The 26,015-nt window shown below is 64.3% G+C and carries 25 protein-coding genes and 3 tRNA genes; 13 read left to right on the top strand and 15 right to left on the bottom strand.

The genetic code is table 11. From position 1 onward, the window contains the following. Position 1: 1 nt before the first annotated feature. From panC to tilS, 12 genes are all read right to left on the bottom strand, one after another. On the bottom strand, positions 2-874 hold the full coding sequence (gene panC, locus CXY73_RS12365; protein ID WP_104177870.1) for a pantoate--beta-alanine ligase: 873 nt from the start codon (positions 872-874) through the stop codon (positions 2-4). Continuing rightward, positions 871-1,632: a Rossmann-like and DUF2520 domain-containing protein gene (locus tag CXY73_RS12360; protein WP_104136132.1), complete on the bottom strand. Its 762-nt coding sequence runs from the start codon at positions 1,630-1,632 to the stop codon at positions 871-873. The genes panC and CXY73_RS12360 overlap by 4 nt, the downstream gene beginning before the upstream one ends. Continuing rightward, entirely contained in the window at positions 1,629-3,302 is a 1,674-nt protein-coding gene (locus CXY73_RS12355) for a PH domain-containing protein (protein ID WP_104177869.1), read from the bottom strand. The genes CXY73_RS12360 and CXY73_RS12355 overlap by 4 nt, the downstream gene beginning before the upstream one ends. Continuing rightward, a complete protein-coding gene (locus tag CXY73_RS12350; protein ID WP_233198302.1) occupies positions 3,299-3,835 on the bottom strand; it encodes a PH domain-containing protein in 537 nt (178 codons plus the stop codon). Before CXY73_RS12350 ends, CXY73_RS12355 begins: the two co-directional genes overlap by 4 nt. Continuing rightward, positions 3,828-4,304: a DUF3180 domain-containing protein gene (locus CXY73_RS12345; protein WP_104136137.1), complete on the bottom strand. Its 477-nt coding sequence runs from the start codon at positions 4,302-4,304 to the stop codon at positions 3,828-3,830. Before CXY73_RS12345 ends, CXY73_RS12350 begins: the two co-directional genes overlap by 8 nt. Beyond that, a complete protein-coding gene (gene folK, locus CXY73_RS12340; protein WP_104177868.1) occupies positions 4,301-4,834 on the bottom strand; it encodes a 2-amino-4-hydroxy-6-hydroxymethyldihydropteridine diphosphokinase in 534 nt (177 codons plus the stop codon). Before folK ends, CXY73_RS12345 begins: the two co-directional genes overlap by 4 nt. Then, positions 4,831-5,193: a dihydroneopterin aldolase gene (gene folB / locus CXY73_RS12335; protein WP_104136142.1), complete on the bottom strand. Its 363-nt coding sequence runs from the start codon at positions 5,191-5,193 to the stop codon at positions 4,831-4,833. Before folB ends, folK begins: the two co-directional genes overlap by 4 nt. Beyond that, the gene (gene folP / locus CXY73_RS12330; RefSeq protein ID WP_104177867.1) at positions 5,186-6,043 is read right to left on the bottom strand and encodes a dihydropteroate synthase; all 858 of its coding nucleotides are present in this window, start codon (positions 6,041-6,043) and stop codon (positions 5,186-5,188) included. Before folP ends, folB begins: the two co-directional genes overlap by 8 nt. After that, positions 6,040-6,609: a GTP cyclohydrolase I FolE gene (folE, locus tag CXY73_RS12325; RefSeq protein WP_104136148.1), complete on the bottom strand. Its 570-nt coding sequence runs from the start codon at positions 6,607-6,609 to the stop codon at positions 6,040-6,042. The genes folP and folE overlap by 4 nt, the downstream gene beginning before the upstream one ends. Before the next feature lie 6 nt (positions 6,610-6,615). Further along, positions 6,616-8,625 (bottom strand): ATP-dependent zinc metalloprotease FtsH, encoded by a 2,010-nt coding sequence (gene ftsH / locus CXY73_RS12320; protein WP_104136150.1) that lies wholly within the window; start codon positions 8,623-8,625, stop codon positions 6,616-6,618. Between the two features lie 83 nt (positions 8,626-8,708). Continuing rightward, entirely contained in the window at positions 8,709-9,281 is a 573-nt protein-coding gene (gene hpt, locus CXY73_RS12315; RefSeq protein WP_104136152.1) for a hypoxanthine phosphoribosyltransferase, read from the bottom strand. A gap of 28 nt (positions 9,282-9,309) precedes the next feature. Further along, positions 9,310-10,284, bottom strand: coding sequence for a tRNA lysidine(34) synthetase TilS (gene tilS, locus CXY73_RS12310; RefSeq protein ID WP_104177866.1), 975 nt, complete (start codon positions 10,282-10,284; stop codon positions 9,310-9,312). A gap of 45 nt (positions 10,285-10,329) precedes the next feature. Between tilS and ppa the strand changes: the two genes are divergently transcribed. Beyond that, entirely contained in the window at positions 10,330-10,821 is a 492-nt protein-coding gene (gene ppa / locus CXY73_RS12305) for an inorganic diphosphatase (protein WP_104177865.1), read from the top strand. A 60-nt stretch (positions 10,822-10,881) separates the two neighbouring features. Here ppa and CXY73_RS12300 read toward each other — a convergent pair whose 3' ends face one another. Together CXY73_RS12300 and CXY73_RS12290 are read right to left on the bottom strand one after the other, a co-directional pair. Then, positions 10,882-11,256, bottom strand: a complete 375-nt coding sequence (locus tag CXY73_RS12300; RefSeq protein ID WP_104177864.1) for a C40 family peptidase — start codon at positions 11,254-11,256, stop codon at positions 10,882-10,884. A 1,140-nt stretch (positions 11,257-12,396) separates the two neighbouring features. Further along, positions 12,397-13,758: a M23 family metallopeptidase gene (locus CXY73_RS12290; RefSeq protein ID WP_104136160.1), complete on the bottom strand. Its 1,362-nt coding sequence runs from the start codon at positions 13,756-13,758 to the stop codon at positions 12,397-12,399. A 255-nt stretch (positions 13,759-14,013) separates the two neighbouring features. Here CXY73_RS12290 and CXY73_RS12285 point away from each other — a divergent pair. From CXY73_RS12285 to CXY73_RS12235, 9 genes are all read left to right on the top strand, one after another. Further along, positions 14,014-14,086 (top strand) — tRNA-Glu (locus CXY73_RS12285). 95 nt (positions 14,087-14,181) lie between these two features. Beyond that, positions 14,182-14,255: transfer RNA gene (locus CXY73_RS12280), tRNA-Asp, on the top strand. 71 nt (positions 14,256-14,326) lie between these two features. Beyond that, positions 14,327-14,402: transfer RNA gene (locus tag CXY73_RS12275), tRNA-Phe, on the top strand. 292 nt (positions 14,403-14,694) lie between these two features. Continuing rightward, positions 14,695-15,351, top strand: coding sequence for a GNAT family N-acetyltransferase (locus CXY73_RS12265; protein ID WP_104177861.1), 657 nt, complete (start codon positions 14,695-14,697; stop codon positions 15,349-15,351). A 28-nt stretch (positions 15,352-15,379) separates the two neighbouring features. Continuing rightward, positions 15,380-16,018, top strand: a complete 639-nt coding sequence (locus CXY73_RS12260; protein WP_104177860.1) for a peroxiredoxin — start codon at positions 15,380-15,382, stop codon at positions 16,016-16,018. 381 nt (positions 16,019-16,399) lie between these two features. After that, the gene (locus tag CXY73_RS12250) at positions 16,400-16,906 is read left to right on the top strand and encodes an HAD domain-containing protein (protein ID WP_146071744.1); all 507 of its coding nucleotides are present in this window, start codon (positions 16,400-16,402) and stop codon (positions 16,904-16,906) included. After that, positions 16,903-17,574, top strand: a complete 672-nt coding sequence (locus CXY73_RS12245; RefSeq protein ID WP_104177857.1) for a haloacid dehalogenase type II — start codon at positions 16,903-16,905, stop codon at positions 17,572-17,574. The genes CXY73_RS12250 and CXY73_RS12245 overlap by 4 nt, the downstream gene beginning before the upstream one ends. Before the next feature lie 57 nt (positions 17,575-17,631). Beyond that, positions 17,632-18,561: an aldo/keto reductase family oxidoreductase gene (locus CXY73_RS12240; RefSeq protein ID WP_104136176.1), complete on the top strand. Its 930-nt coding sequence runs from the start codon at positions 17,632-17,634 to the stop codon at positions 18,559-18,561. Positions 18,562-18,591: 30 nt separating this feature from the next. Then, positions 18,592-20,490 carry a Na+/H+ antiporter gene (locus CXY73_RS12235; protein ID WP_104177856.1) on the top strand — a complete coding sequence of 633 codons (1,899 nt, stop codon included), beginning with the start codon at positions 18,592-18,594 and terminating at the stop codon, positions 20,488-20,490. 326 nt (positions 20,491-20,816) lie between these two features. Here CXY73_RS12235 and CXY73_RS12225 read toward each other — a convergent pair whose 3' ends face one another. Continuing rightward, positions 20,817-21,866, bottom strand: a complete 1,050-nt coding sequence (locus CXY73_RS12225) for a dipeptidase (protein ID WP_104177854.1) — start codon at positions 21,864-21,866, stop codon at positions 20,817-20,819. 464 nt (positions 21,867-22,330) lie between these two features. Here CXY73_RS12225 and CXY73_RS12220 point away from each other — a divergent pair, with 464 nt between their 5' ends. Genes CXY73_RS12220 through CXY73_RS12210 form a run of 3 tightly spaced genes read left to right on the top strand, consistent with a single transcriptional unit; the run spans position 22,331 to position 25,903 of the window. Then, positions 22,331-23,878 carry a sugar transferase gene (locus tag CXY73_RS12220; RefSeq protein WP_104136186.1) on the top strand — a complete coding sequence of 516 codons (1,548 nt, stop codon included), beginning with the start codon at positions 22,331-22,333 and terminating at the stop codon, positions 23,876-23,878. 1 nt (position 23,879) lies between these two features. Continuing rightward, on the top strand, positions 23,880-25,133 hold the full coding sequence (locus tag CXY73_RS12215; protein WP_233198301.1) for a DUF1972 domain-containing protein: 1,254 nt from the start codon (positions 23,880-23,882) through the stop codon (positions 25,131-25,133). Next, complete coding sequence (locus tag CXY73_RS12210; RefSeq protein WP_104136188.1) at positions 25,130-25,903, top strand: CDP-alcohol phosphatidyltransferase family protein; 774 nt, start codon at positions 25,130-25,132, stop codon at positions 25,901-25,903. Before CXY73_RS12215 ends, CXY73_RS12210 begins: the two co-directional genes overlap by 4 nt. Positions 25,904-26,015: the final 112 nt, after the last annotated feature.

Genomic DNA, 26,015 nt, shown 5'->3' with positions numbered 1-26,015 from the left:
CCTACCCGAGGGCAAGCGGCACGTTGTCGATCAGCCGGGTGGTGCCGACCCGCGCGGCCACGAGCATCCTGGCCGGCCCGCGATAGGCGTCGTCGACCGGAAGAAAGGTCTGCGGGTGCACGATCACGAGATAGTCCAGTTTAACCAGCGGCTGGGCGGCAATGCGTGCGTGTGCGGCGGCGACGGCGACGACGGGTCCGGCCAACGCGGCCAACGCGGCCGCGTTCAGTCCGGCGAACAGAGCTTGCGCCGCCGTATTCTCGGCGTCGTCGAGGTAGCGGTTGCGGCTCGAGAGGGCCAGCCCGCTCGGCTCACGCACGGTCTCGACGACCTCGATCGCACTGCGCAGGTTGAGGTCAGCAACCATGCTCTGCACGAGAAAAACCTGCTGGCCGTCTTTTTGACCGAACACCGCCGTATCCGGTGCCACGATGCCCAGCAGTTTCGCGACGACCGTGAGCATTCCATCGAAGTGGCCGGGGCGCGCTGCACCCTCGTAGGCGCTGCCGATCGGGCCAGCGGTAACCCGCGTGCCGTTCGCGCTGTCTGGATACATTTCGCCGGCACTGGGCGCGAACACGAACGGCACCTTCTCGTCGGCGAGGGTGGCCAGGTCGGCGTCGAGGGTGCGCGGATACCGCTCGAGGTCTTCACCGGCGCCGAACTGCAGCGGATTCACGAAGATCGACACCACCACGATCTCGCCGAGCGCGTGCGCCCGTCGAACCAGGGCGAGGTGCCCGGCGTGCAGGGCGCCCATGGTCGGCACGAGCACGATGCGGGTGTCTCCGCCGACCAACGCCGAGCGGCGCTGGGCCTGGCCGAGCCTGTGCTGCAGGGCGGTGATGGTGCTGATTACTTCTGGTGTGCTCATTCGATTGTCCGGTCGTCGTCAAGCGGATGCTGCCTGGGCGCGATTTCGTCCAGCCCGGCCAGGTCGAGGCGTTCCGGGCTCGTGTGCCCGAGGGCATTCTCCATCGCGGAGCGCAGCAGCGGGCCCAGAACGGCTCCCGGCTGCTCCATCCCGATTCCAGCGAGTAGCCGCGTGGCCTGCTCGACGATCGACGTGGAAAACGCGGTGGCGATCTCGATCGCCTCGGCGTAGCTGGCGCGGTCGCCCTCGGCGACGATGACCGGTTCGCCGCCCATCTCTACCGCGAGGGCCTGCCCGATCGGCAGCACCGGGCCGGGCGCGGTCACCGCGAAATAGCTGTCAGTGAGCCGGGCCAGGTCGAGGCTCGTGCCGGTGAAGGCCATGGCCGGGTGGATGGCGAGCGGGATCGCCCCGGCCGTCAGGGCGGGCGCGAGCACCGCGGTGCCATAGCGGGCAGAGGTGTGCAGCACGATCTGGCCGGGGTGCCACGTGTTCGTGACGGCGAGACCCTGCACCAGACTCTCCAGCTGCGCATCGGGCACCGCGATGATGACCAGCTCACTGCGCTCGACTACCTCGGGCACGGTTAGAATCGGCACGAGCGGCAGAATGGCTTCGGCCCGATCGCGGCTGGCCTGCGAGATCGCCGAGATGCCCACGATCGCGTGGCCGGCACCCGCGAGTGCCGCGCCGAGAATGGGGCCGACGTGGCCGGCTCCGATGATTCCGACGCCGAGGCGGCCAGGCTTTCCGGTCATTCTGTCGCTCCGTACTGGTCGGCTGCCGGCTGCGGGGCCTCCTCGGCCCGGCTCCAGCGGTGGCTGGTGTCGGCCAGCGCTGAGCTGACCGCGCAGGTGGACATCCATTTGAAAAGCACGAGCGCTTCATCGACGTCGATGACGCTGAGCGACGCCGTGACCGGGCCAGCAACCGCGAGCAGGTCGGCCGAGGCGAGGCGTAGCCGACGCTTGATCGGGCCCTGCTTCACGCTCACACCCTGCATACGGGCGAGCGGTATGAGGATCAGGTCGCGGGACAGCACCCCGCGGCGGATCAGGGCGACATTGCCCGAGACGGCCCAGCCGGTGCGCCACCAGGAGAAGGGTCGCAGCCAGACCGCTCGCGGTGGCGCGTTGCTGTAGAAATCGGCCACGCCGACATCAACCCTGCGGCCGCCGAGCATGCCGTTTTCGACCAGCGCCCCGTGGGTATCGGTGGTGAAGCCCGGGAGAGCCAGTTCGAGCACCTTCTCGACATCGGCGAAGGTGCCGACCGGCAGGAGTACCGTGCTCGTAGGATTGTTCGCGCTGGCCCCGGCAGCGTGCCCTGCCGTGTTAATGCTGATCTGCCACCAGCCGAGCCGACGCCAGAGAATGGGTTGAGACACCTTGATGGCGTGGATGCGCCCCGGAGGCAGGGTCTGGCTGCTCGTGGAAAGCAGCCCAAAGCCGACCCGCACGCCGTCAGCCGTGCCCGCAATCGTGAACCGCAGCTGCTTGGTGATACGGGAGAAGTAGTAGCCGACGCTGCCGATCAGGCCGGGAAGAACGGCCACGAGCACCCAGCCGCTACTGCCGGCGATCACGCTGACGATCAGTCCGATGCCGGCCAGAAGTAGAAAAACGGTGAACCCGCTGAGCACGACCGACCCGATCAGCCGTCCGGGCGGAATGCGCACGACCGACTCCGGCGGGGCGGCGTCGGGGTCAAGCTCCGAGGCCACAAACTCGTTACAGCGCGCCGCGGCGAAGTTGCCGAGGGTCGAGTGCGCGGTGGGTGGGCCGATCAGGGTGGGGGCTGCGTCGTCGCCGGTCAAGGCCGGGTCGTTTGGTGGTGCAACGGCGTCCGCAGCGACCACCGGCGCTCTGGCCTGCCGCAGGCCGGAGGCGAGGTGCAGGATGTCGCGGCGCAGGTCATCCGCTAATTTCGAGCCGAGGTAGGACAGCTGTACGTTGCCGTCCTGGCCGGCCACGGCGATGTCGAGCCTGGCGGCTCCGAACAGTCGGGGGATCAACGGCCGAGCCAGGTTCACTCCCTGCACCCGGTCGAGGCGCGCCTTGCGGTTGCTGCGAAAGATGAGGCCGCTGCGCACCTCGACGACTTCCCCGTTGATGCGAAAGGTGTGCATGCGCCAAGACAGGTAGAACGCGACGATAATGACCAGCAGCACACCGGCGATGATGAGCAGCGCCCACCCGGTGCCGCCCCGCTGGTAGATCTCATCAATCGGGTCGCCGCCATAGTTCTCCTCGCCCAGGAACAGGTCGATGAGCCGTTCGCGCAGGTTTGCGATCACGAATCCGAGCACTGCGACCATGAAAATGCCGCCGCGCAGCAGCGGTGTCGCGGGGTGCAAACGGTGCCACTGCCCGTCGGTGTGGTCGGTACGCGGTGCCGCTAGCGGTGCCGGAACGGCGGGCTCGCTCACAGTCCCGCCCGGCGGATCTCGGCGAGCTCCACCAAACGGTCGCGCAGGCTTTCGGCATCTGCTTCGGGCAGCCCGGGGATCGAGACCCCGGCGGTTGCCGCAGCGGTCACAAACTTGAGGTCGGCCAGACCGAGCCAGCGAGCCACCGGGCCGCGGGTGATATCGATGAGCTGCATCCGTCCGTAGGGCACCGCTACAAAGCGTTGAAAGAGGATGCCGCGGCGAAAGAGCAAATCATCCTCGCGCAGCAGATAGCCGATGGAGCGCACCCGGCGAGGTTCGAACACCAGGTTGATGATCGTCATCAGGAGCACCGCGATGCCGACCCACAGCGCCCAGGTCGCATCGAGCAGCAGCCAGAGCAGGCTGGCGCCACCGCAGACCACGACCCCGAACAGAATAGTGCCGACGATCTCGACCAGCACGTATTTCGGGGAAACCCGCTTCCACTCACCTACGCCGACCAAGTCAAGCCGTTCCGACGGTTCGACTTGCGCGTGTTCGGGTGGGTTCAAATCGTCGGGATCAGGCACACGTACCTCCGGGCTCGTCGGTGTTGGTGTCGTCGTCGGGCGGCAAGATGCAGAAGTGTTCGGCCACGAGGCCGGCCGCCAGCATGACGGCCGCGCCGATCGCCGTGCCGATCGCGAGCCAGAGCGAGGTGACCGCTGGCACCACCGATCGGGTCAGGATGTACAGCACAATGCCGAGAGAACCGCCGAGCAGCACCGACGCCGCTAGTGAGGTCGCCTTCGACAGCACGGCCACGCGCATCGCCCAGAACGGGTCGATGCGGCGCAGCGCCTTACGCCGGCTACCCTGACGCACCCGCCAGGCCAGGCTCACGACGACGGCCGCCAACAGCATGAGCGTCAGCGACAGCGTAACCGGTGGAACGACGATGGGGGCACCGGATGCCGCAAACGCAATCTCGAGCAGAAAGCCGATCACGAGACCGATGAGCAACACCGCGAGCAGCCCGGTCGCGTGCGAGCGCTTCATCGCGGTGCTCCCGGTGCCGGGCAGAGGGCGGCGGCATCCGCTGATCGCCGCACGGTATTACCGGTCGCGGCGAGGAGGTCGCGCACCAGACCCCGTCCAGGAACGGTGGCTTGCTCATCGAGGTCGTGCCAGGGGGCGAGCACGAAGTCGCGCTCCGCTGCGCGCGGGTGCGGCACGATGAGGCGCGCGTCGTCGATGCTCAGCTGTCCGAAGGCGATGATGTCGATGTCGAGTGTGCGATCGCCCCAGCGCTCGGCGCGCACCCGGCCGTGCTCAGCCTCGATGGCGTTGACGGCGTCGAGCAGCTCGTAGGCGTCGCCGCTGTAATCGATCGTGAGTACCGCGTTGAGATAGCGCGGGGCGCGCTCGTCAACACCGTCGAGTTTCACGGCTGCCGATTCGTAGCCCGGCGACACCGCGACCAGCGTAGCCCCAGGCAGGTTGGCGAGATCCCGCACGGCGCTCGCGAGCGTCGCTGCCCGGTCGCCGAGGTTGCTCCCGAGGGCCAGAACGACTCGATCGCCTGTCATGGACGCACCCGGGTGATCTGCACGGCCACGTCGGTGAAGGGCACCAAAATGGGAGCCTGCGGCTTGTGCACCGTGACCTGCACCCTGAGTGCCGGTGGGTGGGCCAGCACGACGGCGGCGATGCGTTCGGCGACGGTTTCGATGAGGTCGACCGGGTTGTACTTGGCTGCGTCGGTGACTTCCTCGGCAAGTTCGCCATAGTGGATGGTTTGGCTCACGTCATCGCTCGCCGCCGCCCGCAGCAGATCGAGCCAGACGGTCACGTCGATGACGAAGTCCTGGCCGTTTTCCTTCTCGAAGTCGTAGACACCGTGGTGGGCGTTCACCCGCAGGCCAGTGAGGGTGATCGAATCAGTCATGGTTCCATTGTGTCGGACGGGGCGCCCCGCCCGACAACTCATTGGCGGCCAAGGGCGTCGACTGCAGCGCGCAGGACAGCACGTTGAGTGCCGCGCGGGTGCCGGCGACGTCGTGGACGCGCACCGCCCAGACGCCCGCCTGTGCGGCCAACACGCTCACCACGGCTGTCGGTAGGTCGCGGTCCAGCACCGGAGTACCGACCGGCAGAACGTCCGCCAGAAAGCGTTTGCGCGAGGCACCGACGAGGATCGGCAGCCCGAGTGCTACAAAGGCATCCAGCCGGTTGATCAACTGCCAGTTGTGCTCGGCCTTCTTGGAGAAGCCGAGACCAGGGTCGAGCACAATGCGCTCGCGAGCGACGCCGGCGGCGGTCAACACGTCCACCCGGGCGCTCAGCGCGGCCATGACATCAGTGACGACGTTGTCATACTCGGTGACGGTGTCCATCAGCTGGGCATGGGCACGCCAGTGCATGACCACAAAGTTCAGGCCCGTGTCGTCGACGACAGCGGCCATATCGGGGTCGGCCAACCCACCGGAAACATCGTTGATGATGCTCGCTCCGGCTTTCGCAGCCGCGCGGGCCGTCGCGGCGTTGAGCGTGTCGATGCTCAGGCATAGTCCCTGCCGGGCGAGCTCGGTGACGACCGGAATGACCCGGTTTTGTTCCTCGGCCGGCGTGATACGCGTGGCACCCGGACGAGTGGATTCACCACCCACGTCGATCAGGTCGGCGCCCTGGGCGTGCAACAGCAGACCGTGCTCGATGGCGGCATCCGTTGCTGCCCACCGTCCGCCATCGCTGAAGGAGTCCGGTGTGACGTTGAGCACCCCCATGATGAGTGTCACTGGCCGGCGGCGATCAGGGCAATGATCTCGGCCCGGGCGGTCGGCTCGGTCAGCGTGCCGCGCGAGGCCATGGTGACGGTCGAACTGGCGCTTTGACGTGGACCGCGAGTGCCGACACAGCCGTGCACAGCATCGAGCACGACGAGCACGCCGAGCGGGTCGAGGCCGTCCTGAAAAGCATCAGCGATTTCCTCGGTGAGACGCTCCTGGAGTTGCGGCCGGGCGGCGATGGTTTCGACAACGGCGGGCAACCGTCCGAGGCCAACGACCCGGTCGCGCGGCAGGTAGGCCACGTGAGCGGTGCCGAGGAACGGCAGCAGGTGATGCTCACAGATGGATCGGAAGGCGATGTCGCGCAGCAGCACGAGTTCACCGGTTCTGCCATCGACCGGCACGAAATCTTGCAGGAGCTTCTGCGGGTCCTGGTCCAGGCCGGCGAAGAACTCGGCGTAGGCATCCGCTACTCGTCGCGGCGTGCTTTCCAAGCCGACCCGTTCCGTATCCTCGCCGATTGCAGCGAGAATCTCTGAAACAGCCGCCTCGATGCGTGCCCTGTCCACTGCCACGGGCGCCTAAGCGGTCGCGGGGCGGGGGTTGCGGGCCGGCGCGCGTTTCGGTTTGGCGGGGGCGGCGTCACCGCTCGTGATGCCACCGTCGACGGCGGCGCCGTCGATGGGAGCCTTCGGAGCTGGCATCGCGATCGGCGGCACGTCAGAGACGGGGCGCTTGTCGCTCGAGAGCCACTGCGGGCGCTGCGGGAGCTTTTCGACGTTGGTGAAGATCTCCGCGAGAGCGCTCTGGTCGAGCGTTTCGTGCTCGAGCAGTGCGGTGGCGAGGTCGTCCAGGATCACGCGGTTCTTGATCAAAACTTCATAGGCCTCGTCGTGGGCGTCCTCGAGCAGCTGGCGCACCTCGCGGTCAACGCTCTCGGCCACGCGCTCCGAGTAATCACGCTGATGGCCCATGTCGCGGCCGAGAAATACCTCGCCGGAACCCTGGCCAAGCTTGAGCGGACCGACGACCGCGCTCATACCGAACTCGGTGACCATCTTGCGTGCGGTGGCCGTGGCCTTCTCGATGTCGTTGGAGGCGCCGCTGGTCGGGTCGTGGAAGATGATCTCCTCGGCGACACGGCCACCCATGGCGTAGGCCAACTGGTCGAGCAGCTCGTTGCGGGTGACCGAGTAGCGGTCTTCAAGCGGCATGACCATGGTGTAACCGAGGGCCCGGCCACGCGGCAGAATGGTGATCTTGGTGACCGGGTCGGTGAAGTTCATGGCGGTCGCGACAAGGGCGTGCCCACCCTCGTGGTACGCCGTGATGAGCTTTTCCTTGTCACGCATCACGCGAGTGCGGCGTTGGGGTCCGGCCATGACCCGGTCGACGGCCTCGTCCAGCGCTCGGTTGTCGATGAGCTGGGCGTTCGAACGAGCGGTCAGCAAAGCGGCCTCATTGAGCACGTTGGCCAGGTCGGCACCGGTGAAGCCGGGCGTCTTGCGGGCGAGAACCTCGAGGTCGACACCCTCGGCCATTGGCTTGCCCTTGGAATGCACCTCGAGGATGCGCTTGCGGCCGAGCATGTCGGGCGCGTCAACGCCGATCTGCCGGTCGAACCGGCCCGGGCGCAGCAGAGCCGGGTCAAGAATATCTGGTCGGTTGGTGGCGGCGATCAGAATGACGTTCGCCTTCACGTCGAAGCCGTCCATCTCCACCAGCAGCTGGTTCAGGGTCTGCTCACGTTCGTCGTGGCCGCCGCCCATTCCGGCACCACGGTGACGACCGACGGCGTCGATCTCGTCGATGAAGATGATGGCCGGGGCATTTTCCTTGGCCTGGCTGAACAAGTCACGCACACGGCTGGCGCCGACGCCGACGAACATTTCGACGAAGTCCGAGCCGCTGATGGCATAGAACGGCACGTTGGCCTCGCCGGCCACGGCGCGGGCCAGCAGAGTTTTTCCGGTTCCGGGAGGGCCGTACAGCAGCACGCCCTTCGGAATACGGGCTCCGACCGCCTGGAATTTAGCCGGCTCCTTGAGGAAGTCCTTGATTTCTTCGAGCTCTTCGATGGCTTCATCGGCGCCGGCAACATCGGCGAAGGTGACCTGTGGGCTTTCCTTGGAGACGAGCTTGGCTTTGGACTTACCGAACTTCATGACCTTGCTGCCACCGCCCTGCATCGAGATCATGAGCCAGAAGAAAGCACCGATGAGCAACACGGGCAGCAGAAAGCTGAGTACGGAGAGCACCCAGTTGGGCTGCGGTACCTCGTCGGTGAAGCCGTCCTTCGGGTTCGCTGCGGTCACCGCGGTGATGATTTCTTCGCCGCGCGGAGCGACGTAATAGAACTGCACCTGGGTGCCGAGGTCCCCGCTGGCCTTGGTCAGCGTGAGATCGACGCGCTGTTCACCGTCGACGATGGTCGCCTCGGCTACATTGCCCGATTTGAGAAAACTCAGGCCCTCTTGTGTACTGACCTCACGGAATCCGGACATGGTGATGAGGCTCGACCCCACCCAGACTGCGATGACGGCGAGCACAATATACAGAATGGGGCCGCGGAGAAGCTTCTTGACGTTCATGGTGACCTCAGGCTAGCGCGCGTTTACAAGGGAATGTCGTGTGTTCGCCCAAAGGAAAACTTGGCGTGGTGCGCACGCTGAGGCTAGAACGCGGCAGCCGCGACGGTGGAGTAGACGTGTGGGGCGAGAATTCCGACCGAGCGCAGGTTGCGGTACTTCTCGTCGTAGTCGAGGCCATAGCCAACCACGAACTTGTTCGGAATGTTGAATCCGACATATTTCACGTCGATATCGACGCGCGCGGCATCCGGCTTGCGAAGCAACGCACAGATTTCGATGGATGCCGGACCGCGAGTTTTCAGGTTCGCCAGCAGCCACGAGAGGGTCAGGCCAGAGTCGATGATGTCCTCGACGATGAGCACGTTGCGCCCGGACAGGTCGGTGTCGAGGTCCTTGAGAATGCGCACGACGCCGCTGGACTGCGTGCCCGAGCCGTAGGAGCTGACCGCCATCCAGTCCATGGTGATCGGGTGGTGCAGTTCGCGAGCCAGATCGGCCATGACCATGACCGCGCCCTTGAGCACGCCGACCAGCAGCAGATCGGTGCCGGCGTAGTCGGTTTCGATCTGGCGACTCATCTCGGCCAGGCGATCGCGGATCTGCTCCTCGCTGATCAGGATCTCGGTGAGGTCGCCGTCAATGTCGCGAGGTTCCATATGAAAGATGCAGTCCATTTCTTCAGATTTACGCTGGCACGGAGAAAATCAGCAATCCGTCCTGCCGTATAACTCTAATGCCTGGCAGGCTGAGCGCCCCCTGTCCGTGCCAATCCGTCGCCAGCGCCGCCACGGCCAGGGTCTGCGCACGGTCCAGCCACACCCCACACTCCTGCTCGACTCCCAACCTAAGCACGCGCTGCCGCACCGCGGCCGGCTGGGCGGCGAGAGCGGCCGCGTCAATCGTGCCATTGACCCAGTGCGTGCGTACTGCAGCCGCTGCCAGCTCATCGAGCGCGTCGGAATCTTCGCGCAGCGCCTGGGCGGTGCGGGCAAGCGCTACTGCTACGCCGGGACCGAGCTCGCTTTCCAGCAGCGGCAGCACGGTCTCGCGCGCCCGCACCCGGGCGTAACGCGGGTCGAAATTCTGCGGGTCGGTCCACGGCGTAAGGCCGGTATCGGCGCAGAATTGCCGGGTATCGGCGCGGCGGATGCCCAGCAATGGTCGCAAAATCGACCCGGTTCGCGCCGCCATTCCGCGCAGGCTGGTCGGCCCGGAGCCCCGGGCCAGCCCGAGCAGCACGGTTTCGGCCTGGTCGTCGAGGGTATGACCGAGCAGCACGCCGCTCGCCCCGGTCTGCTCGAGCGCCGCGGTGAACGCCGCATAGCGAGCCGTGCGGGCGGCCGCCTCCGGGCCTGTTCCGTCGCTACCGACCGTCACGCTCAGCACGAGCACGGGGTCGAGTCCGAGTCGGCGGGCGGTCTCGGCGGCCCGGCCTACGACATCCGCTGAACCGGTTTGCAGGTTGTGGTCGACGATGACGGCGCCGGCCCGGATGCCCGCCCGTTCGGCTTCGAAGGCGGTCGCAGCGGCGAGCGCGAGCGAATCCGCGCCGCCGCTGAGCCCGACCAGAACCAGGCCCTCGGCCGGGAGCAGTGTGCGCACGGCCCGCCGAATATCGGCGATGGCCGGGGTGAGACGCGGGCGGCGGGTGGATTCCATCCAGTAACGTTATCCGCAGACTTAGATCAAGGGAGAAACAAGGCCATGGCCGAATACGACGCAGTCATCGAAATCCCCCGCGGGAGCCGCAATAAGTACGAGGTAGACCACGAGACCGGCCGGGTGTATCTCGACCGCGTGCTGTACACGAGCTTCATGTACCCCACCGACTACGGCTACTTCGAGAACACCCTCGGCCTCGACGGTGATCCGGTCGACGTGCTCGTGCTGCTCGACTACCCGTTGTTTCCGGGCGTTGGCGTCTCCGTACGTCCGGTCGGCGTGTTCAACATGACCGATGACGGCGGTTCAGACGCCAAGGTCATCGCCGTTCCGGCTGGCGACCCGCGCTGGGACCACATCCAGGATGTCCTCGACATTCCGGAGTACACCCGCAAGGAAATCGAGCACTTCTTCGAGCACTACAAGGACCTCGAGCCGAACAAGTGGGTCAAAATCGAGGGCTGGGGCGATGCCGCCGAAGCCAACCAGATCGTGGTTGACGGCATCGCAAAGCTCGCCGAAGAGGGCCACTAACCCGCAAGGTAATGGGGCTTCTTCCGCTGGCAGGCCAGTGGAAGAAGCCCCATTCTGAGGTTAAGCGGCGGGGCGCCCGACGTAGGGCGCGACCGCCCAAGAGGACCAGATGCTGTGCACCCGCACGCGCGCCGAGGGATTTGGGGCTTCCAGAACCTGCCCGCTGCCGACGTAAATCGCCACGTGATAATAGTTGCCGGGGCTGCCCCAGAACACCAGGTCGCCCACCTGAACCTGCGCGAAGGAGACGAGCTTGCCCTGCCGCGCCATGGTGTTGTACTGGTTCGTGGCCGAGTGGGTGCCAATGTAGATGCCCGCCGCGGCGTAGGCCGCCTTAGTCAGACCCGAGCAGTCCCAGGCGTCGGGGCCGGAGCCGCCGAAGACGTACCGGTCGCCGAGCTGGTCGTTGGCAAAGGCGAGAGCGGTGTCGACCACACTCGCATTCGGCGCTAGAACGGTCGTACCGCCGCCGGCCGGAGCGCTCGGCGTGCTCGGCGTGCTCGGCGTGCTCGGCGTGCTCGGCGTGCTCNCGGCGTGCTCGGCGTGCTCGGCGTGCTCGGCGTGCTCGGCGTGCTCGGCGTGCTCGGCGTGCTCGGCAGCACGGGAGTGACGGCGCCAGACCCGGAACCGGACCCAGAACCCGAGCCCGACCCGGAACCCTCAGCTGCCGCGGCGTCCTGCGCCACTTGCGCTGCTGCGGCAGCCGCAGCATTCGCTATTGCAGCAGCAGAGCCCTGAGCCTGCGCGAACGCTTTCGCCGCAGCGGCCGCTTCTTCACCGACGTGAAAGCTGCGCTCGGCCTCGGCCGTCGTGTCCTTGAGCAGGGCGAGTTGCTCGAACAGCTCGCTCGACCGGCGTTGCTGGGTGTCGTAGGCGGCCTCGGCCGCCGCTGAGCTCTCAGCTGCCGCCTCAAAGGTGGTCTTCGACTCTATGGTGAGGCGTTCTCGTTCGTCGGTTGCCGATGCCGCCTGGTCGCCGAGCGATTCAGCCGCGTTCTGGTCCTGGCGCGCTTCGGTGTAAATCTGCTCGGACTGTTCGCTGAGCTTGCTGGCCGTACCGAGCTGGCTGAGCAGATCATCGGCGCTGTTGCCATTCAAGAACAGGTTCAGTGAGAGACCGTTGCCGCCGGACTTGGCGAGGTGGGCTGCGATCAGGCCGGCCCGCATCTTCGACGTCGCAGCACTAGCCTCGGCAGTTTTCGCCTGCTCGTTCAGGCTGGCTTCCCGCTCGGTGGCGGCAGCCAGAGAATCCTGGGTGATGCGATACTCCTCGGCCGCCATCTGTGCGGCCGTCACGGCTGTCGCCGCCTGGGCGGCCAAACCGTCCAGCAGCTCGCCCAGCGTGGCAATTTCGGCCAGCTTGGTCGACTCGTTCTGCTTGGCCTTCTCGACGTCGTTCCAGCTCGGGTAGTCCGGCGCGGCAAACGCCGCCCCGCCCGCCGCGGCAACGGATGCCGTCACAGCCGATACTGCGCCGATCGCGACGGCCGAGAACAGACGCTTCGATCGTTCGTGAACTCGTACACGAGCCGTGGTGCTCGGTACCGCTGCGGTGCCCCGTGCGGGTGTAGTGCTGTCAGCCAAGTGTTGCTCCCCGGTCGGCCATGAATGGAACGGGATTGATGCGATTTCCACCAATCCAAACTTCGAAGTGCAGGTGGCAGCCGTTGGCGGCACCGGTCCGTCCGGAGGTGGCAATGAGCTGCCCCGCCGATACCGACTGGCCGGATTGGACGTTGTAGCCGCCATCGCGAATGTGGGCGTAGCCGGTCGAGACATTGTCGCCGTGGCTGATCTTCACGAAGTTGCCATAGGTGCCGAGGCGCCCGGCCCAGGTGACGACGCCGGCGTGGGCGGCGTAGAGGGGGGCGCCACAACCGGTGCCGAGGTCGGTAGCGTAGTGAAAGCTTCCGCTGCACTGTCCGCCGTCGCCGCAAATGGTCGAGCGCGGGCCATAGCCACCGGTGATGCGTCCGCTGGCCGGAACGCCCCAGCCGGACATGCTCACGGTTCCGCCGGAGCCGCCGCTGGCGCTCGCTGCAGCCGCGGCCGCGGCCGCGGCCACCCGAGCTGCCTCAGCCTCGGCCGCCACCCGAATTGCTTCGAGGCGGGCGCGTTCGGCGACTCCAGCTTCATACCCGGCCGTCGTCGTGGCCTGGGTGTCACGCATGAACTGGAGCTGCTGCTCCAGCTCGATGCTCTTGGCTTCGGATTCGGCGAGGGCATTGGCCGCAGCCTGGGCCGCAGCCTGGGCCGCAATGAGAGCGGCCTCGGCGGCGACGCGCAGCACTTCGCGTTCCGCCTGGGCGACCTTGGCCTGGTCCCCGAGCGACTGGGCGTTGTTCATGGCGGACTGAGCGTCGTCGTACACGTCCGAACTGCGCTCGACCAGCTTGCTCATGTTGCCGAGTTTCGCCAGCAGCAGGTCGGCATCGGCCCCGTCCCCCTCGCCTTCCAGGAACAGGTTGACGCTCAGATTCGTGCCACCGGTGCGGTAGAGCTGGGCGGCGAGCTGGCCAGCCTGCTTGGTGGCGGCATCCGCTGTGGTCTTGCTTTCGTCGGCCTGCTTCTGGATGTCCTCGGCCCGACGGGTGGCATCGTCAAATTCTCGCTGCGCGTCTTCGAGTTCGATGGCGCTCTTCTCGGCGGCGGCCTGCGTCTCCTGCACCTGTACCTGCAGACCGGCAATGAGATTTTCGATCGCGGTCACCTGCACGGCGGCGGCGTTGGTGTTCGCCTTGGCGTTCTCCAGATCCTGCCACGAGGGGTAGTCGACGGCTCGCGCCGGGGCAACCGGGGCAACCAACGTGACCAGAAGGGTCATGGCTGCCACGACGCTGGTCAGCGCCAGGCCGTGCCGCGGCCACCGACGACTCACTCGAAAACGGCTGGCCGGAGAGTTTCTGGTGCGGCCGATCACGGCTGTAGAACGAATCATTGCTTCCCAACGGGCTTGACCGTCGCAGCTTGCGCCGCGGCAGACTCTTTAGAGTAACAAATTGGGCAAGTTTCGCCCAGTTTCAACGCCGAATCTAACTCGCGAAGAGGCCTGTGGCCCGCACATTTGTGGGCGCGGTGCGAATTGGCGTCACAAAAGGGCCAGCTTTCAAGCGGATGCTGCGCGCGTCGATTTGGCCTTCACCCCACAAGACCGTATGCTTACTCTTCGGCAGCCATGAACCTTATGGCTCACGGCCCCATCGTTTAGCGGCCTAGGACGGCGCCCTTTCACGGCGTTAACACGGGTTCGAATCCCGTTGGGGCTACGCAAACCGCACGTGTACACGGTAGTAAATAAAAAACGAGAAATAGAATAGTCTTACCAAGTGCCTCGCACACAGATTCACAATTTTCACATCGAGGCCCTGTAGCGCAGTTGGTTAGCGCGCCGCCCTGTCACGGCGGAGGTCGCCGGTTCAAGTCCGGTCAGGGTCGCAAAGGAAATCTAGCTCTTTCGAAAGGAAGGGCTTTTTTCCTTAGAAGACGCGTTTTTGACGTGTCTTTGGGGCCCTGTAGCTCAGTTGGTAGAGCGTTCGACTGAAAATTGAAAGGTCACCGGATCGACGCCGGTCGGGGCCACCATCGCCACTCCCTAGAAAACTCATTTGTGAGGAAATCGGGGAGTGGCTTTTTTTATGCCCATTTCGAGGCTCGGGCAACTGGTCCAGCAAGCACCGTCAAAGGGCCCTCGACAGTACGGTTTAGGAGCTGCAGCTCAGTCGAATCGTCGTCGTCGGGTGCCCGCGGTCCGGCTAGCGTGACTAAAAATGCCGTGTCGAAATCGGTATCTCCGCGCCGTTTGTCGATGAGAGTGTCTGCATCCGCCGGCTCGTTCACCAGGCACGCTGAAGATCCAGACCAATAGGCTGATGAAATGCCAGAACCGATCGAAAATTTGTGGCCGCCGTTTGGGCTCATGATCACCTGTGGCCCGCTGAGCTTGACGCCCGTTCGCGACTCCGACCTGCCGAGCCTGGTAGCGCTCGCCCAGTCCGGGATCCATTCGCCGACCGAGATGCCCTTCGGTTTTCCGTGGACCCTGGGATCCACCGAGGAGGTCAAACTAAGGCTCCTGCAGTATCACTGGGCGCAGCGAGCGACAATGCAGCCAGCATCCTGGACATTGGAGACCACGGTCCGATTCAACGGCGACGTTGTTGGTTGCCAGAGCATCTCCACCAGGGATTATCTGGTCACTCGAACGGGTGAAACGGGTTCCTGGCTGGGCGCGAAACATCAGGGGCGAGGTATTGGAACCCTGATGCGTCAGGCCATTGCGGCCTTCATGTTCGATCATCTCGATGCCGCCGAGGTCACCTCGGCCGCCTTTGTCGACAATCCGGCGTCGCTGGCGGTATCGCGCAAAGTGGGCTACCGGGAAAACGGCGTCGACCGCCTCAAAAGGCGCGACGGCGAAGTAGCCCAGAGTCAGAAACTGGTTGTGACTGCAGAAACATTGAACCGGCCCAGGCATGCGTTCACGGTCGACGGCACCAGCCCACTCCGGAAATTCCTCGGACTGACTCCTTGACGGTCTCCACATCACTAAAAGTGGCCTTATGACGGATGCCCTCCCGATGCCCATCGGCGATGGTGCCGCCGATCACCTGATCGGATTGCACCTGCCTGACATCGCCCTTGAATCGACATCGGGTGGTGAGGTGAGCATCAAGAATGTCTCGTCCGGGCGGTGGATCATGTTTATCTATCCACGAACGGGTGTCCCGGGCGAGGCCGAGCCAATCGGATGGACAGACATTGCTGGAGCAAAAGGGTGCACCGCCGAAGCCTGCAGTTTTCGCGACAACTTGGGTGAGCTCCATGAGTCCGGTGCCCAAAGCGTGACCGGGCTCTCCGTGCAGAGCAGCGCTTACCAACGCGAGGCCGTCGGGCGCTTGCACCTGACCTACCCGCTCTTCTCGGACGAGAATGGGCGATTGGCCGGAGCGCTCAAACTCCCGACCTTCACGGTCGCAAGCTTGACGCTTCTCAAGCGGATGACTCTCGTCGTCGACGGGTATGTCATCCGGCACGTGTTTTATCCCGTATTCCCGGCGGAAGGTCATGCGAACCAAGTCCGTGACTGGCTGCGAGCAAATCCCGCGGGACTGCTGGCCCGAGACGAATCGCTGTCGGATCGGATATTCCGACAAGTGGACGCCGCAGGACAAATCGACCCAGAGCTAGATTTTCGATAACGCAGTAAAGTCGCGAGGACGGCCGCGGGCAGGCCTCCCAAGCAAGGATCGGTGCGATCGGTGCGATGAAGGGGACGGGCTACCTCGACTATCTGACGGCGATGGCCGAAGACGATGCCGAGCGTCAACTTGCGGCGGAGGCCATGCTGACGACCCGGTCCACCAGTGAGTTCTACCTGGCAACTGGTCCGAACCAAGGCTGGCTGGCGTTTTGGACCCTGTTGGCTTCGGTAACTCGTCCGGCGTCGTCCGGGATCAGCCCCAGTCCTGCTCTCAGACGGTAATCATCAACGTCCGCCGACAGTCCGCGACCAGCCGCAGCGACAGCTGTGAAAGCTGGCAGTAGCGACATCATCCGAAACGAACATCTAGGCTCAAATGGTGATCACGCGCACCGTTCTTATCCTGCTCGACGTCGATGGAGTGCTGAACCCGCGCGTCGTCAACCAGCGACTTAAGCTGGATCCACCCCGCGCAGAGCTCATCCGTCAGCTCGCCGAGCTCGGATCCATCGTCTGGGCGACCACCTGGTCGCCCACGCACACCTTTCACCTGACCAAAGACCTCGGTCTTTCCGCAGAAACGGAGGGCATCGCCTTTCCGCGCAAACTGCACGCTGATCCGTCAGCGCCGGCACCCACCGCCAAACTTTACTGGGTCGACCGCTGGCTGGCCCGGCAGGATCCTGAACCCGAGGCGGTGATCTGGATCGATGATATCCTGCGCCAGGATGCCGTCGACTGGGCCTCGGCGCAGACGCGGCCCACACTTCTGGTGCAGCCCGATAGGAACAAGGGTCTCACGGAGGCCCAGGTCGAAGACGCGCGCCTCTTCATCGGAAGCCTAAAACCGACCGACACACCCACCAACCCACGGAGCGAGCCATGACCAGCACACCATCAGTGATCGTATTCGATGTCAACGAGACTCTCTCCGACATGTCCCCGCTGAGCGCCCGATTCGTAGAGATCGGCGCCCCGGCCGACCTGGCCCGAATCTGGTTCGCGGCGCTTCTGCGGGATGGATTCGCCCTCGCTGCCGCGGGTGGAACTGCCAAATTCTCGGCGATCGGTTCGGAGCTTCTGCGCGGACTGCTCCGCGACGTCGCCCCGACGCGCAGTCTCGACGATGCCGTGACCCACATCATGCACGGCTTCGAATCATTGACCCTGCACCCGGACATCGCTGACGGAATCCAAGCCCTGAAAAGCGCGGGGATGCGCCTCGTGACGTTGTCCAACGGATCGGATCAGGTAGCCGAGTCCCTGCTGACCCGGGCCGGGCTGCGGAGCGACTTCGAGGCCGTACTCACGGTAGAAGATGCACCGGCGTGGAAGCCGGTTCAGGCTGCGTACGACTATGCCGTGGCTGCGTGCGGGGTCAAAGCGGCCGACCTGCTGCTGGTGGCTGTGCACCCCTGGGACATCCACGGGGCAGCCAGGGCAGGCCTGGGCACCGCGTGGTTGAACCGCACCGACGAAGCCTACCCGAGCTACTTTGCGGCACCGGACTACACGATCACCGCTTTGAGCGACCTCGTCCCCAAACTCAAATAAGGTACGAATGTGACCGCTGAACGGCGGTTTGTGCCCGTCTGCATCCAGAATGGGTACATGAGGACAATGACGCTACCGAATACACACTTCCCGGTCTCCGATGTCATTCTCGGGCTGATGCGAATTGTTCCGCTCGCCGACCAGGAAATTCGATTTTTGGTTGGGGCCGCCCGAGACGCCGGCATGAATTTCTTCGATCACGCCGATGTGTATGGCGGCGAGCCCCACGAATGCGAGCGGCGTTTCGGCGACGCGGTCACGTTTTCCGCCGAGGAACGGGCCAACGTCGCCATCCAGTCCAAGGTCGGCATTCGATCGGGCTTCTGGGACTTCTCCAAGGAGCACATCCTGCGGTCCGTCGACGAATCACTCGCGGCGTTGAGAACCGATTACCTCGACCTGCTGCTGCTGCACCGTCCCGACGCCCTCGTGGAACCCGATGAGGTCGCCGAGGCCTTCGAGATTCTGCACGATGCGGGAAAAGTGCTTAATTTCGGCGTCTCCAATCACACTCCGGGGCAGGTCGAGCTGCTGAAACGATCAGTGACCCAGCCACTAATCGTCAACCAGGTGCAATTGAGCATCACGCATGCGCCGCTGATCGCCGCCGGGGTTTCGGCTAATATGGCCGGCCTGGACCAGTCAATCGACCGGGACAACGGCATCCTCGACTACTGCCGACTCAACAACATCACGCTCCAGGCCTGGTCGCCTTTTCAGAAGGGTTTCTTCGACGGTATTTTTCTGAACGATCGAGAAAACTACGCCGCGTTGAACGAGGTCATCGATGACCTCGCGCGAGCGTATGATGCTCCCCCGGCTGCCATTGCCGTGGCCTGGATCACACGTCATCCTGCCCATATGCAGGTCGTGCTCGGAACGACCAACGTTCAGCACCTCGTCGATTCGGCCGCGGGGTCTGATATCACCCTCACCAGGGAAGAGTGGTATCGACTCTTCACTGCCGCCGGACACATCTTGCCGTAGTCAGTCCTCTGCAACTCGTGGCGGTAAAAAATGGATGTCGCACTCGTTCTGCTCACTCTCGTCGCCGTCGTCTGCGCGGCCAGCGCTCTTGCTAAGCGCCTGAACCTGTCCGGTCCACTGCTACTGGTGGTCGTTGGCGTTATCGGTTCATACCTGCCGTTCATTCCAGCGGTCAAGCTGGATCCGGAACTGGTATTGGTGGGCATCCTGCCTCCGTTGCTCTACGCGGCCGCCATCCGCACCTCATTGGTCGAGTTCCGCACAAACCTGCGTTCTATCGCTCTGCTGTCGGTCGGCTACGTTATTTTCGGAACTGTAGCCATCGGCCTCACCGTCTGGTGGCTGATCCCGGAGATTCCGCTGGCTGCGGCGTTCGCCCTGGGCGCGGTGGTGGCTCCGCCGGATGCGGTAGCGGCGACCACGATTGCCCGTCGAGTTGGGCTACCGCGCCGGGTAGTGAGTCTTTTGGAGGGCGAGTCGTTGGTCAACGATGCGACCGCACTGGTGCTTCTTCGCACGGCGATCGTTGCTATTGGCGGCAGCGTCACCGTCTGGCAGGTGGCGTCTGGCATCGCTTTGGCCGCCGGTGGAGGTGTCGTGATCGGACTGATCGCGGCGTGGCTCCTATTGCAGATCCGAAAACGGGTGCGCAACGTCGCCATAAACACGTCCATGTCTCTCGCAGCCCCGTTCGTGGCCTATATCCCGGCGGAGGAGATCAACGCATCGGGCGTGTTGGCTGTCGTCGTGGCCGGCCTCGTGATCGGCACCAAGACGCCAGCTATGCCCGGCGGCGCGTCCCGATTGAGCCAGCGGAGCAACTGGGCCACCGTCCAGTTTTTGCTCGAGAACTCCGTCTTTCTACTGATCGGGTTACAGGTGCGCTCAATCATTGAGGCGACCTCCGGCGATTCGCTTGGCGCCGCGCGAATCTGGGGCACCTGTATTGTCGTTTTTGTTGCGGTTCTCCTGTTGCGCCCGGTCTGGGTGTTTCCGGCGATTTATCTGCCTCGCCTGATACCCAAAATTCGCGCGACTGACCCGGCACCACCCTGGCAGTTGCCCACCATCGTGTCCTGGGCGGGTATGCGCGGTGTGGTCACCCTCGCTGCCGTGTTCGCCCTGCCAGAAGACGTCGCACACCGCCCCGTCCTCGTTCTCGCAGCTTTGGGAGTAGTGGCGGGAAGGCTGGTTGTGCAAGGCCTAACCTTGCCATGGCTGGTAAGGGTCCTCGGCGTGCATGGCCCAGATACCCACGCGGATGCGCTCAGCCAAGCCGCGCTGATGGACCAAGCCACCGCCGCGGGAATCGACAACCTGCGCCAGCACACCCGACCCGACGATTCTCCGGAGGTGGTGGCCATGCTTGAACGCCGCACGCAGGAACGCAACAGGGCAGCATGGGAACGCCTCGGACGTTCAGAGCTCGCATTCCGCACTCCCAGCAAGCGCTACGTGCAACTGCGGCTGGCCATGCTCGATGCGGAGCGCGCCAGAGTTCTGAAGCTGCGCCGCACCGGCGATTACGCACACGAGGTGATCAGTGAAGTGCTGGAGATGCTCGACGTGGAGGAATCCATGTTGGATTCCTCGCCCGAGGGTGCGGACATCGACGCGCGCACCCCAGCTCGACCCGCCAACCGGCGCGACAACGGCGAAGCCCGCCTGGGCGCGGGCGGCTGCGAGCACCTACGGGTCGTGGGCGAGCATTCAGTGCCGCAGGTCCCAGAGTGTACCGACTGCATGCGCGAAGGCACAGCCCCGGTACACCTTCGAATGTGCCTGGTCTGCGGAAATGTGGGGTGCTGCGATTCATCCGTGGGTCAGTATGCGACCAAGCATTTCCAACAGTCCGGCCACGCCGTCATGTGCAGCGCTGAGCCGCGGGAATCATGGCGCTGGTGTTACATTGACGAACTCCTCGGTTAGCGCGTGCTCGTCGACACGTTCGAAGAACCGTCCCCGAGAGCTGCAGCTTTTGGGTGGGGTATCGACGAGTTTGAGTCCGACGATGCAACAGATCAGGCCGAGCAGCAGCGTGATTCTCAGCCAGGAAACGCTGTTATCACCGGTGACCATCGACCAGGTCACCGTCAGCGCGGCACCGATTCCCACCCATACGGTATAAGCCGTTCAGATCAAAATCTTCCTCATGGCCTAAGGCCAGCCATGCTGAGCACGAGCGCCCCGCTATAGATGACGCTCGGCCACAATCAAAACAATCCACGACATGGTTGATCCTCCTCGGCCAGCGGCTACGCGACGAACGCGCGGTAAGCGGGGTCATTGGCGCGCAGCACGCGCAGCACGTTCTGGTAACCGAGCTTGGCGAGGTCGGCGTCGCTCCAGCCCCTAAGGGCCAGCTCCGCGAACAGGTTCGGGTATTCCGACACGTCCGCCAGGCCGACCGGCATATCGGGGCAACCGTCGAAGTCGCCGCCGAGACCGATGTGATCGGCGCCGGCGACCCGCCGGGCATGCTCAACGTGGTCGGCAACGTGCACGACCGTCACGAGCGGCTTGTCCCCCACCGAGCCCTCGTCTTCCCAGCGTCGGTAGTCTGCCGAGATGAACGCTGGCACGAAGGTAATCATCTGCACACCGTCGTTGGCCTTGAGCTGGGTAAGAATCTCATCCGGCACGTTCCGAGGGTGGGGGTTGAGGGCAAAGCACGACGAGTGGCTGAAGATGAGCGGCAACTCGGTCGCGTCGAGCGCGTCCTGCATGGTCGCGGCCGAGACGTGCGAGAGGTCGATCATCATGCCGATGCGGTTCATCTCCGCGATAACAGCCCGCCCTCGATCATTTATCCCGTCGTGGGTCACATCGCCCACGGCTGCATCAGCCCATTCGGTCGAGGAGTTCCAGGTCAGCGTCATATAGCGCACACCCAGGCGGGCATACCCGCGCAGCACGGCGAGCGAGTTGTTGATCTGATTGCCACCTTCGACTCCCAACAGCGACGCGATTCTTCCATTCAACTGGGCGCGCTCGACGTCGGCGGCCGTGACGGCCCGCTCGAAGTCATCGGGATACGCCGCAATCAGGCGGTGAATGAAGTCAATCTGCTCGAGGGTTGCCTGCACTGAATCCGTCCCCTCCAGATCGGTGTGCACCCAGACCGACCAGAACTGGCCGTGCACGCCTCCGCGACGCAACTTGGGGACATCCGTTTGAAGCGCGCTGCGTCCGGAATCCCGCTCGGAATCGAGTCCGCTGACGGAATACTCACGATGTGCGCGGCTGGCCCAGGCAAGATCGTTGTGCCCGTCGATGACGGGCAATCTCGTAAATCTTTCAGTCATGTGAATTCTCCCCGGCAATGCGTTGGCTCCGATCAGCCTACGACCCGCACCGTGCGAGTGCGCGGCCGCCAATAATGCGCAAGTGCGCCGCAATATCGGACATGAATGAGGCTCCGAACCATCCGTGGCGGTACCGGGACAGTCCGCGACGGACTGCTGCACGCAGCACGCGGAATGTGTCCCCCGTTGAGGTCACAGCGCGGCCGACGTGAATCGGGGTAGTCTCTGCCAGTAAGTTACTGAGAAAGAATCAGTTTCACTGCCGCGCTCCACCGAAAGACAAGTGCCAGCATCGTCACCTAAGACCACCTGTTCCTGTAAACCCGACTGCAGGGAATGCAACGTGACACACACCCCGACCCACCACTTCACCGTCAGCGCCACCTGCGCCAGGCCGGTGTCGAGCGCACCCCTGTGTCCCTATCTGGCAGCACCCTGGCGTTCGATCACACCGGGAAGAACGCATGATTGAGCCAGACTCCCCCGCGCCACTTCCGGCAGGCAATTCCCTTCCCCGCGTGCCGAAGCTCCGTCTCGTCGGCCAGGCCACGTCAGCGCCCCTCGACATTGCCCTCGACACCCCGTCGTCGGGACTTATCTGGGCGCGCCGCTACCGCACGAAGCTGCGCCTGACCGATGTCACCGTCATCGTGCTGGCCGTGGCTGTTGCACTGGTCTTCCAGTTCGGCGTGCGCGGCATTCCGGCCGTTCCCGGATCGTTCAGCGCCAACTATTGGCTGGTGTCCCTGCTGATCGTGGTGACCTGGCTCGTCGCTCTCGAGCTGTTCCATACCCGCGATTCGCGTGTAGTGGGCGTGGGAGCGCACGAGTACAAACAGGTTGTCAACGCGAGTGCCGTGACGTTCGGTATGCTCGCCATCGCCTTTCTCATTCTGCAGGTTGACATCGCGCGCCTCTTTTTCATTCTCGCGCTGCCCCTCGGCGTTATCGCTCTCGTATTCGAACGGTGGTTGTGGCGCAAATGGCTGCTGCACCAACGCACGTTCGGCCATTATCTCGCCCGGGTCATCGTGGTGGGAAACCGGGAGGACGTTGAGTATGTCGTCAGCCAGATCGACACCAAGTCCGGCGCCGCATACTACATCGTCGGGGCCGCACTCGAAGAGAGCGATGGCGCTGAGATAGCCGCTGGCGACCGTATTGTGCCGATCGTGTCCGATCTCGAACATGTCGCCGCGGCCGCATCGGCCATGGGCGTCGACACGGTCATCGTAGCCGGGCAGCCCAGCGGTGGCAGTTCCTACATTCGTAACCTCGGCTGGGACCTCGAGGGCACGTCTGCCGAGCTCGTCCTATCCAGCCGGCTGACGGACGTCGCTGGTCCCCGCATCCACTTCCGTCCCGTTGACGGCCTCCCGCTGATCCACGTCGAAATCCCCCGGTTCGAAGGGGGCCGTCATGCCCTCAAACGCACCCTGGACATCGTGACGACCGGACTCGCCATCGTGTTTCTGCTGCCCGTCCTGGCCGCTATCGCTGTGCTAATCAAGCTCGACAGCCCCGGCCCTGTGCTGTTTCGCCAGGAGCGTTGCGGCCGCAATGGCCAGACCTTCCGCATGATCAAGTTCCGTTCTATGGTGCAGACGGCAGAAGACGACCTGGCGGGCCTCCTCGACCAGAACGAGGCCGCCGGGGTGCTGTTCAAGATTCGCAATGACCCCCGCATCACCAAGATCGGCCGGGTGCTGCGCAAGTATTCGCTCGACGAGTTGCCCCAGCTCTGGAACATCTTTGTGGGTGAAATGAGTCTGGTCGGCCCCCGTCCGCCGCTTCCGGAGGAAGTACGGGGCTACGAGACCCACGTGCACCGACGCCTTTACATCAAGCCAGGTCTGACCGGCATGTGGCAGGTCAACGGACGTTCCAACCTGAGTTGGGAAGACAGCGTACGGCTCGACCTGTACTACGTCGAGAACTGGTCGCTGGCCGGCGATCTGATGATCATCTGGCGCACCTTCAAGACCGTCATTCAACCAGTAGGGGCATATTGACATGACCGCGGGGACCGAACACACTGCGCCCACCAGCCAACGACGCCTGCACATCGCAATGATCGGCACCCGCGGCGTACCCGCCACCTACGGTGGTTTCGAAACGGCCGTCGAGGAAATCGGCCGACGAATGGTCGACCGCGGCCACGACGTAACCGTGTACTGTCGCCACACAGTGGAGCCGGCACCGAAAGAATATCTCGGCATGACGCTGGTTGAGCTGCCAGCCATGCGGCACAAGATTCTCGAAACACTCAGCCACACCGGGCTCTCGGTGCTGCACGCGAGCGTGCATCACCGCCCCGATGTCGCGTTCGTCTTCAACGCCGCCAATGCACCGTTCGTCCCCCTGTTGCGCCTGCGCGGAATTCCGAGCGTGGTGCATGTGGACGGACTCGAGTGGAAGCGCGACAAGTGGGGCCCAACCGGCCGACGCTACTATCGGTGGGCCGAAGAGGTAGCTGTTCGTGAAGCGGATGCCCTCATCGCCGACGCGCAGGGAATCGTCGATTACTACCAGGATGAGTTCGAGGTGCCCACCGAGCTGATCTCCTACGGCACCAAGATTCTGCGAGACACCCCGTGCGACCGGCTCGCCGAACTCGGACTCCGACCCGGTGGCTACCACCTCGTCGTCGCGCGGTTCGAGCCGGAGAACCATGTCGATGTGATCGTCGAAGGGTACCGGGCCAGCGGCGCGTTGCTGCCGCTCGTGGTGGTCGGCTCTGCGCCCTACGCGGTCGATCACATCAATCGTATTGCCGACCTCGCCGCCAGCGATTCGCGCATCCGCATGATCGGAAGCGTGTGGGATCAGAGCCAACTCGATCAGCTGTACGCGCACGCACACACCTACCTGCACGGCCACTCGGTCGGCGGAACCAACCCCTCGCTTCTGCGGGCGATGGGCGCTGGCACCAAGGTCATCGCCTGGGATGTCGTCTTCAACCGGGAGGTGCTCAGCACCCACGGTGCCTACTTCAGCCGGGCGGAATCGCTCGGCGCCCTGATCGAAGACTCCGAGCTCAGCCCCGATAGCGCCGCCGAGGTCGGAACCGCGCTGCAGGAGCGGGCGGCGAAGTTATACAACTGGGACAGCGTCACGGCAAGCTATGAGGGCCTTGCCCGACGCGTGGCCGCCGGCTACACCACACACCGCCAAAGCAACGGCCGTGCCGAGGAGTCGACCTGGAGCCTTCCCGAGACCATGAGCCGGCAACCGTCAACCGCACCGTCCAGGGGAATCACACTATGACCAGCACTCCGGCCCCGGCCGCGCAGCCCGCGGAAAGCTATTTCGACATTGTGCGCCGGTTGTCGTGCGCCCAAAAAACCGCCACCCGCGGGGCACCGGTCTACTCGGTATACGTGAACCGACGAGTCGGCCGTTACCTCGCGGCCGGCGCCTATCAGCTAGGGCTCAGCCCCAATAACGTAACGGCGATCAGCGCCGGCTTCACTTTCTGCGCGATCGGGCTGCTCGCGATCGGCGAACCGAGTTGGCTCCTCGGTATCGCTGTCTGGCTGCTGCTAGCCGTCGGTTACGCCTTCGACTCGGCCGATGGCCAGGTCGCACGATTACGTGGAGGCGGTTCAGCCTCCGGCGAATGGCTTGACCATGTCATCGACGCCATCAAGATTTCTACGCTCCACCTGGCCGTGCTGATCACTGCGTTCACACATTTTGCCTTTAACGATCCGGCCTGGCTGCTGGTTCCGATCGGGTTTACGGTGGTGGCGGCCGTGTCTTTCTTCGCGATGATCCTGAACGATCTGCTCAAGGCCAAGCACGATCCCCTGGCCGCGCCATCGACCGCTCGCCGCACGGTGCTGCGCTCATTCCTGGGGGCGCCGACCGATTACGGCGTGCTCTGCCTCGCCTTTGTGCTGCTCGGCGCTCCCCAGCTGTTCTTCGGGGTGTACGCCGTGCTCTTTGTCGCTAATGCGCTGTATCTGGCGCTCGCTTTGACCAAGTGGTTTCGAGACATGACCGCGCTGGGAGGCGTCGGAGTGCCCCGGCCGTAGCTGGAAATCCGCTCGTATCTGGACGGAATATTCCAACGTCCCTGAACTATTCGGCGACGTACCCCCCTACTGGGGGATGTACTGCAAACTGACAATTGTGAGTTTTGATCAG

Source organism: Cryobacterium sp. Y50 (assembly GCF_002929805.1).
Classification (GTDB): domain Bacteria; phylum Actinomycetota; class Actinomycetes; order Actinomycetales; family Microbacteriaceae; genus Cryobacterium.
This window is presented reverse-complemented; position numbering and strand designations above follow the sequence as displayed.

Coding starts and splice junctions, on each gene's coding strand:
- panC (WP_104177870.1), bottom strand. CDS start 874: ATGAGCACACCAGAAGTAATCAGCACCATCACCGCCCTGCAGCACAGG.
- CXY73_RS12360 (WP_104136132.1), bottom strand. CDS start 1,632: ATGACCGGAAAGCCTGGCCGCCTCGGCGTCGGAATCATCGGAGCCGGC.
- CXY73_RS12345 (WP_104136137.1), bottom strand. CDS start 4,304: ATGAAGCGCTCGCACGCGACCGGGCTGCTCGCGGTGTTGCTCATCGGT.
- folK (WP_104177868.1), bottom strand. CDS start 4,834: ATGACAGGCGATCGAGTCGTTCTGGCCCTCGGGAGCAACCTCGGCGAC.
- folB (WP_104136142.1), bottom strand. CDS start 5,193: ATGACTGATTCGATCACCCTCACTGGCCTGCGGGTGAACGCCCACCAC.
- ftsH (WP_104136150.1), bottom strand. CDS start 8,625: ATGAACGTCAAGAAGCTTCTCCGCGGCCCCATTCTGTATATTGTGCTC.
- hpt (WP_104136152.1), bottom strand. CDS start 9,281: ATGGAACCTCGCGACATTGACGGCGACCTCACCGAGATCCTGATCAGC.
- tilS (WP_104177866.1), bottom strand. CDS start 10,284: ATGGAATCCACCCGCCGCCCGCGTCTCACCCCGGCCATCGCCGATATT.
- ppa (WP_104177865.1), top strand. CDS start 10,330: ATGGCCGAATACGACGCAGTCATCGAAATCCCCCGCGGGAGCCGCAAT.
- CXY73_RS12290 (WP_104136160.1), bottom strand. CDS start 13,758: ATGATTCGTTCTACAGCCGTGATCGGCCGCACCAGAAACTCTCCGGCC.
- CXY73_RS12265 (WP_104177861.1), top strand. CDS start 14,695: ATGCCAGAACCGATCGAAAATTTGTGGCCGCCGTTTGGGCTCATGATC.
- CXY73_RS12260 (WP_104177860.1), top strand. CDS start 15,380: ATGACGGATGCCCTCCCGATGCCCATCGGCGATGGTGCCGCCGATCAC.
- CXY73_RS12245 (WP_104177857.1), top strand. CDS start 16,903: ATGACCAGCACACCATCAGTGATCGTATTCGATGTCAACGAGACTCTC.
- CXY73_RS12240 (WP_104136176.1), top strand. CDS start 17,632: ATGAGGACAATGACGCTACCGAATACACACTTCCCGGTCTCCGATGTC.
- CXY73_RS12235 (WP_104177856.1), top strand. CDS start 18,592: ATGGATGTCGCACTCGTTCTGCTCACTCTCGTCGCCGTCGTCTGCGCG.
- CXY73_RS12225 (WP_104177854.1), bottom strand. CDS start 21,866: ATGACTGAAAGATTTACGAGATTGCCCGTCATCGACGGGCACAACGAT.
- CXY73_RS12220 (WP_104136186.1), top strand. CDS start 22,331: ATGATTGAGCCAGACTCCCCCGCGCCACTTCCGGCAGGCAATTCCCTT.
- CXY73_RS12215 (WP_233198301.1), top strand. CDS start 23,880: ATGACCGCGGGGACCGAACACACTGCGCCCACCAGCCAACGACGCCTG.
- CXY73_RS12210 (WP_104136188.1), top strand. CDS start 25,130: ATGACCAGCACTCCGGCCCCGGCCGCGCAGCCCGCGGAAAGCTATTTC.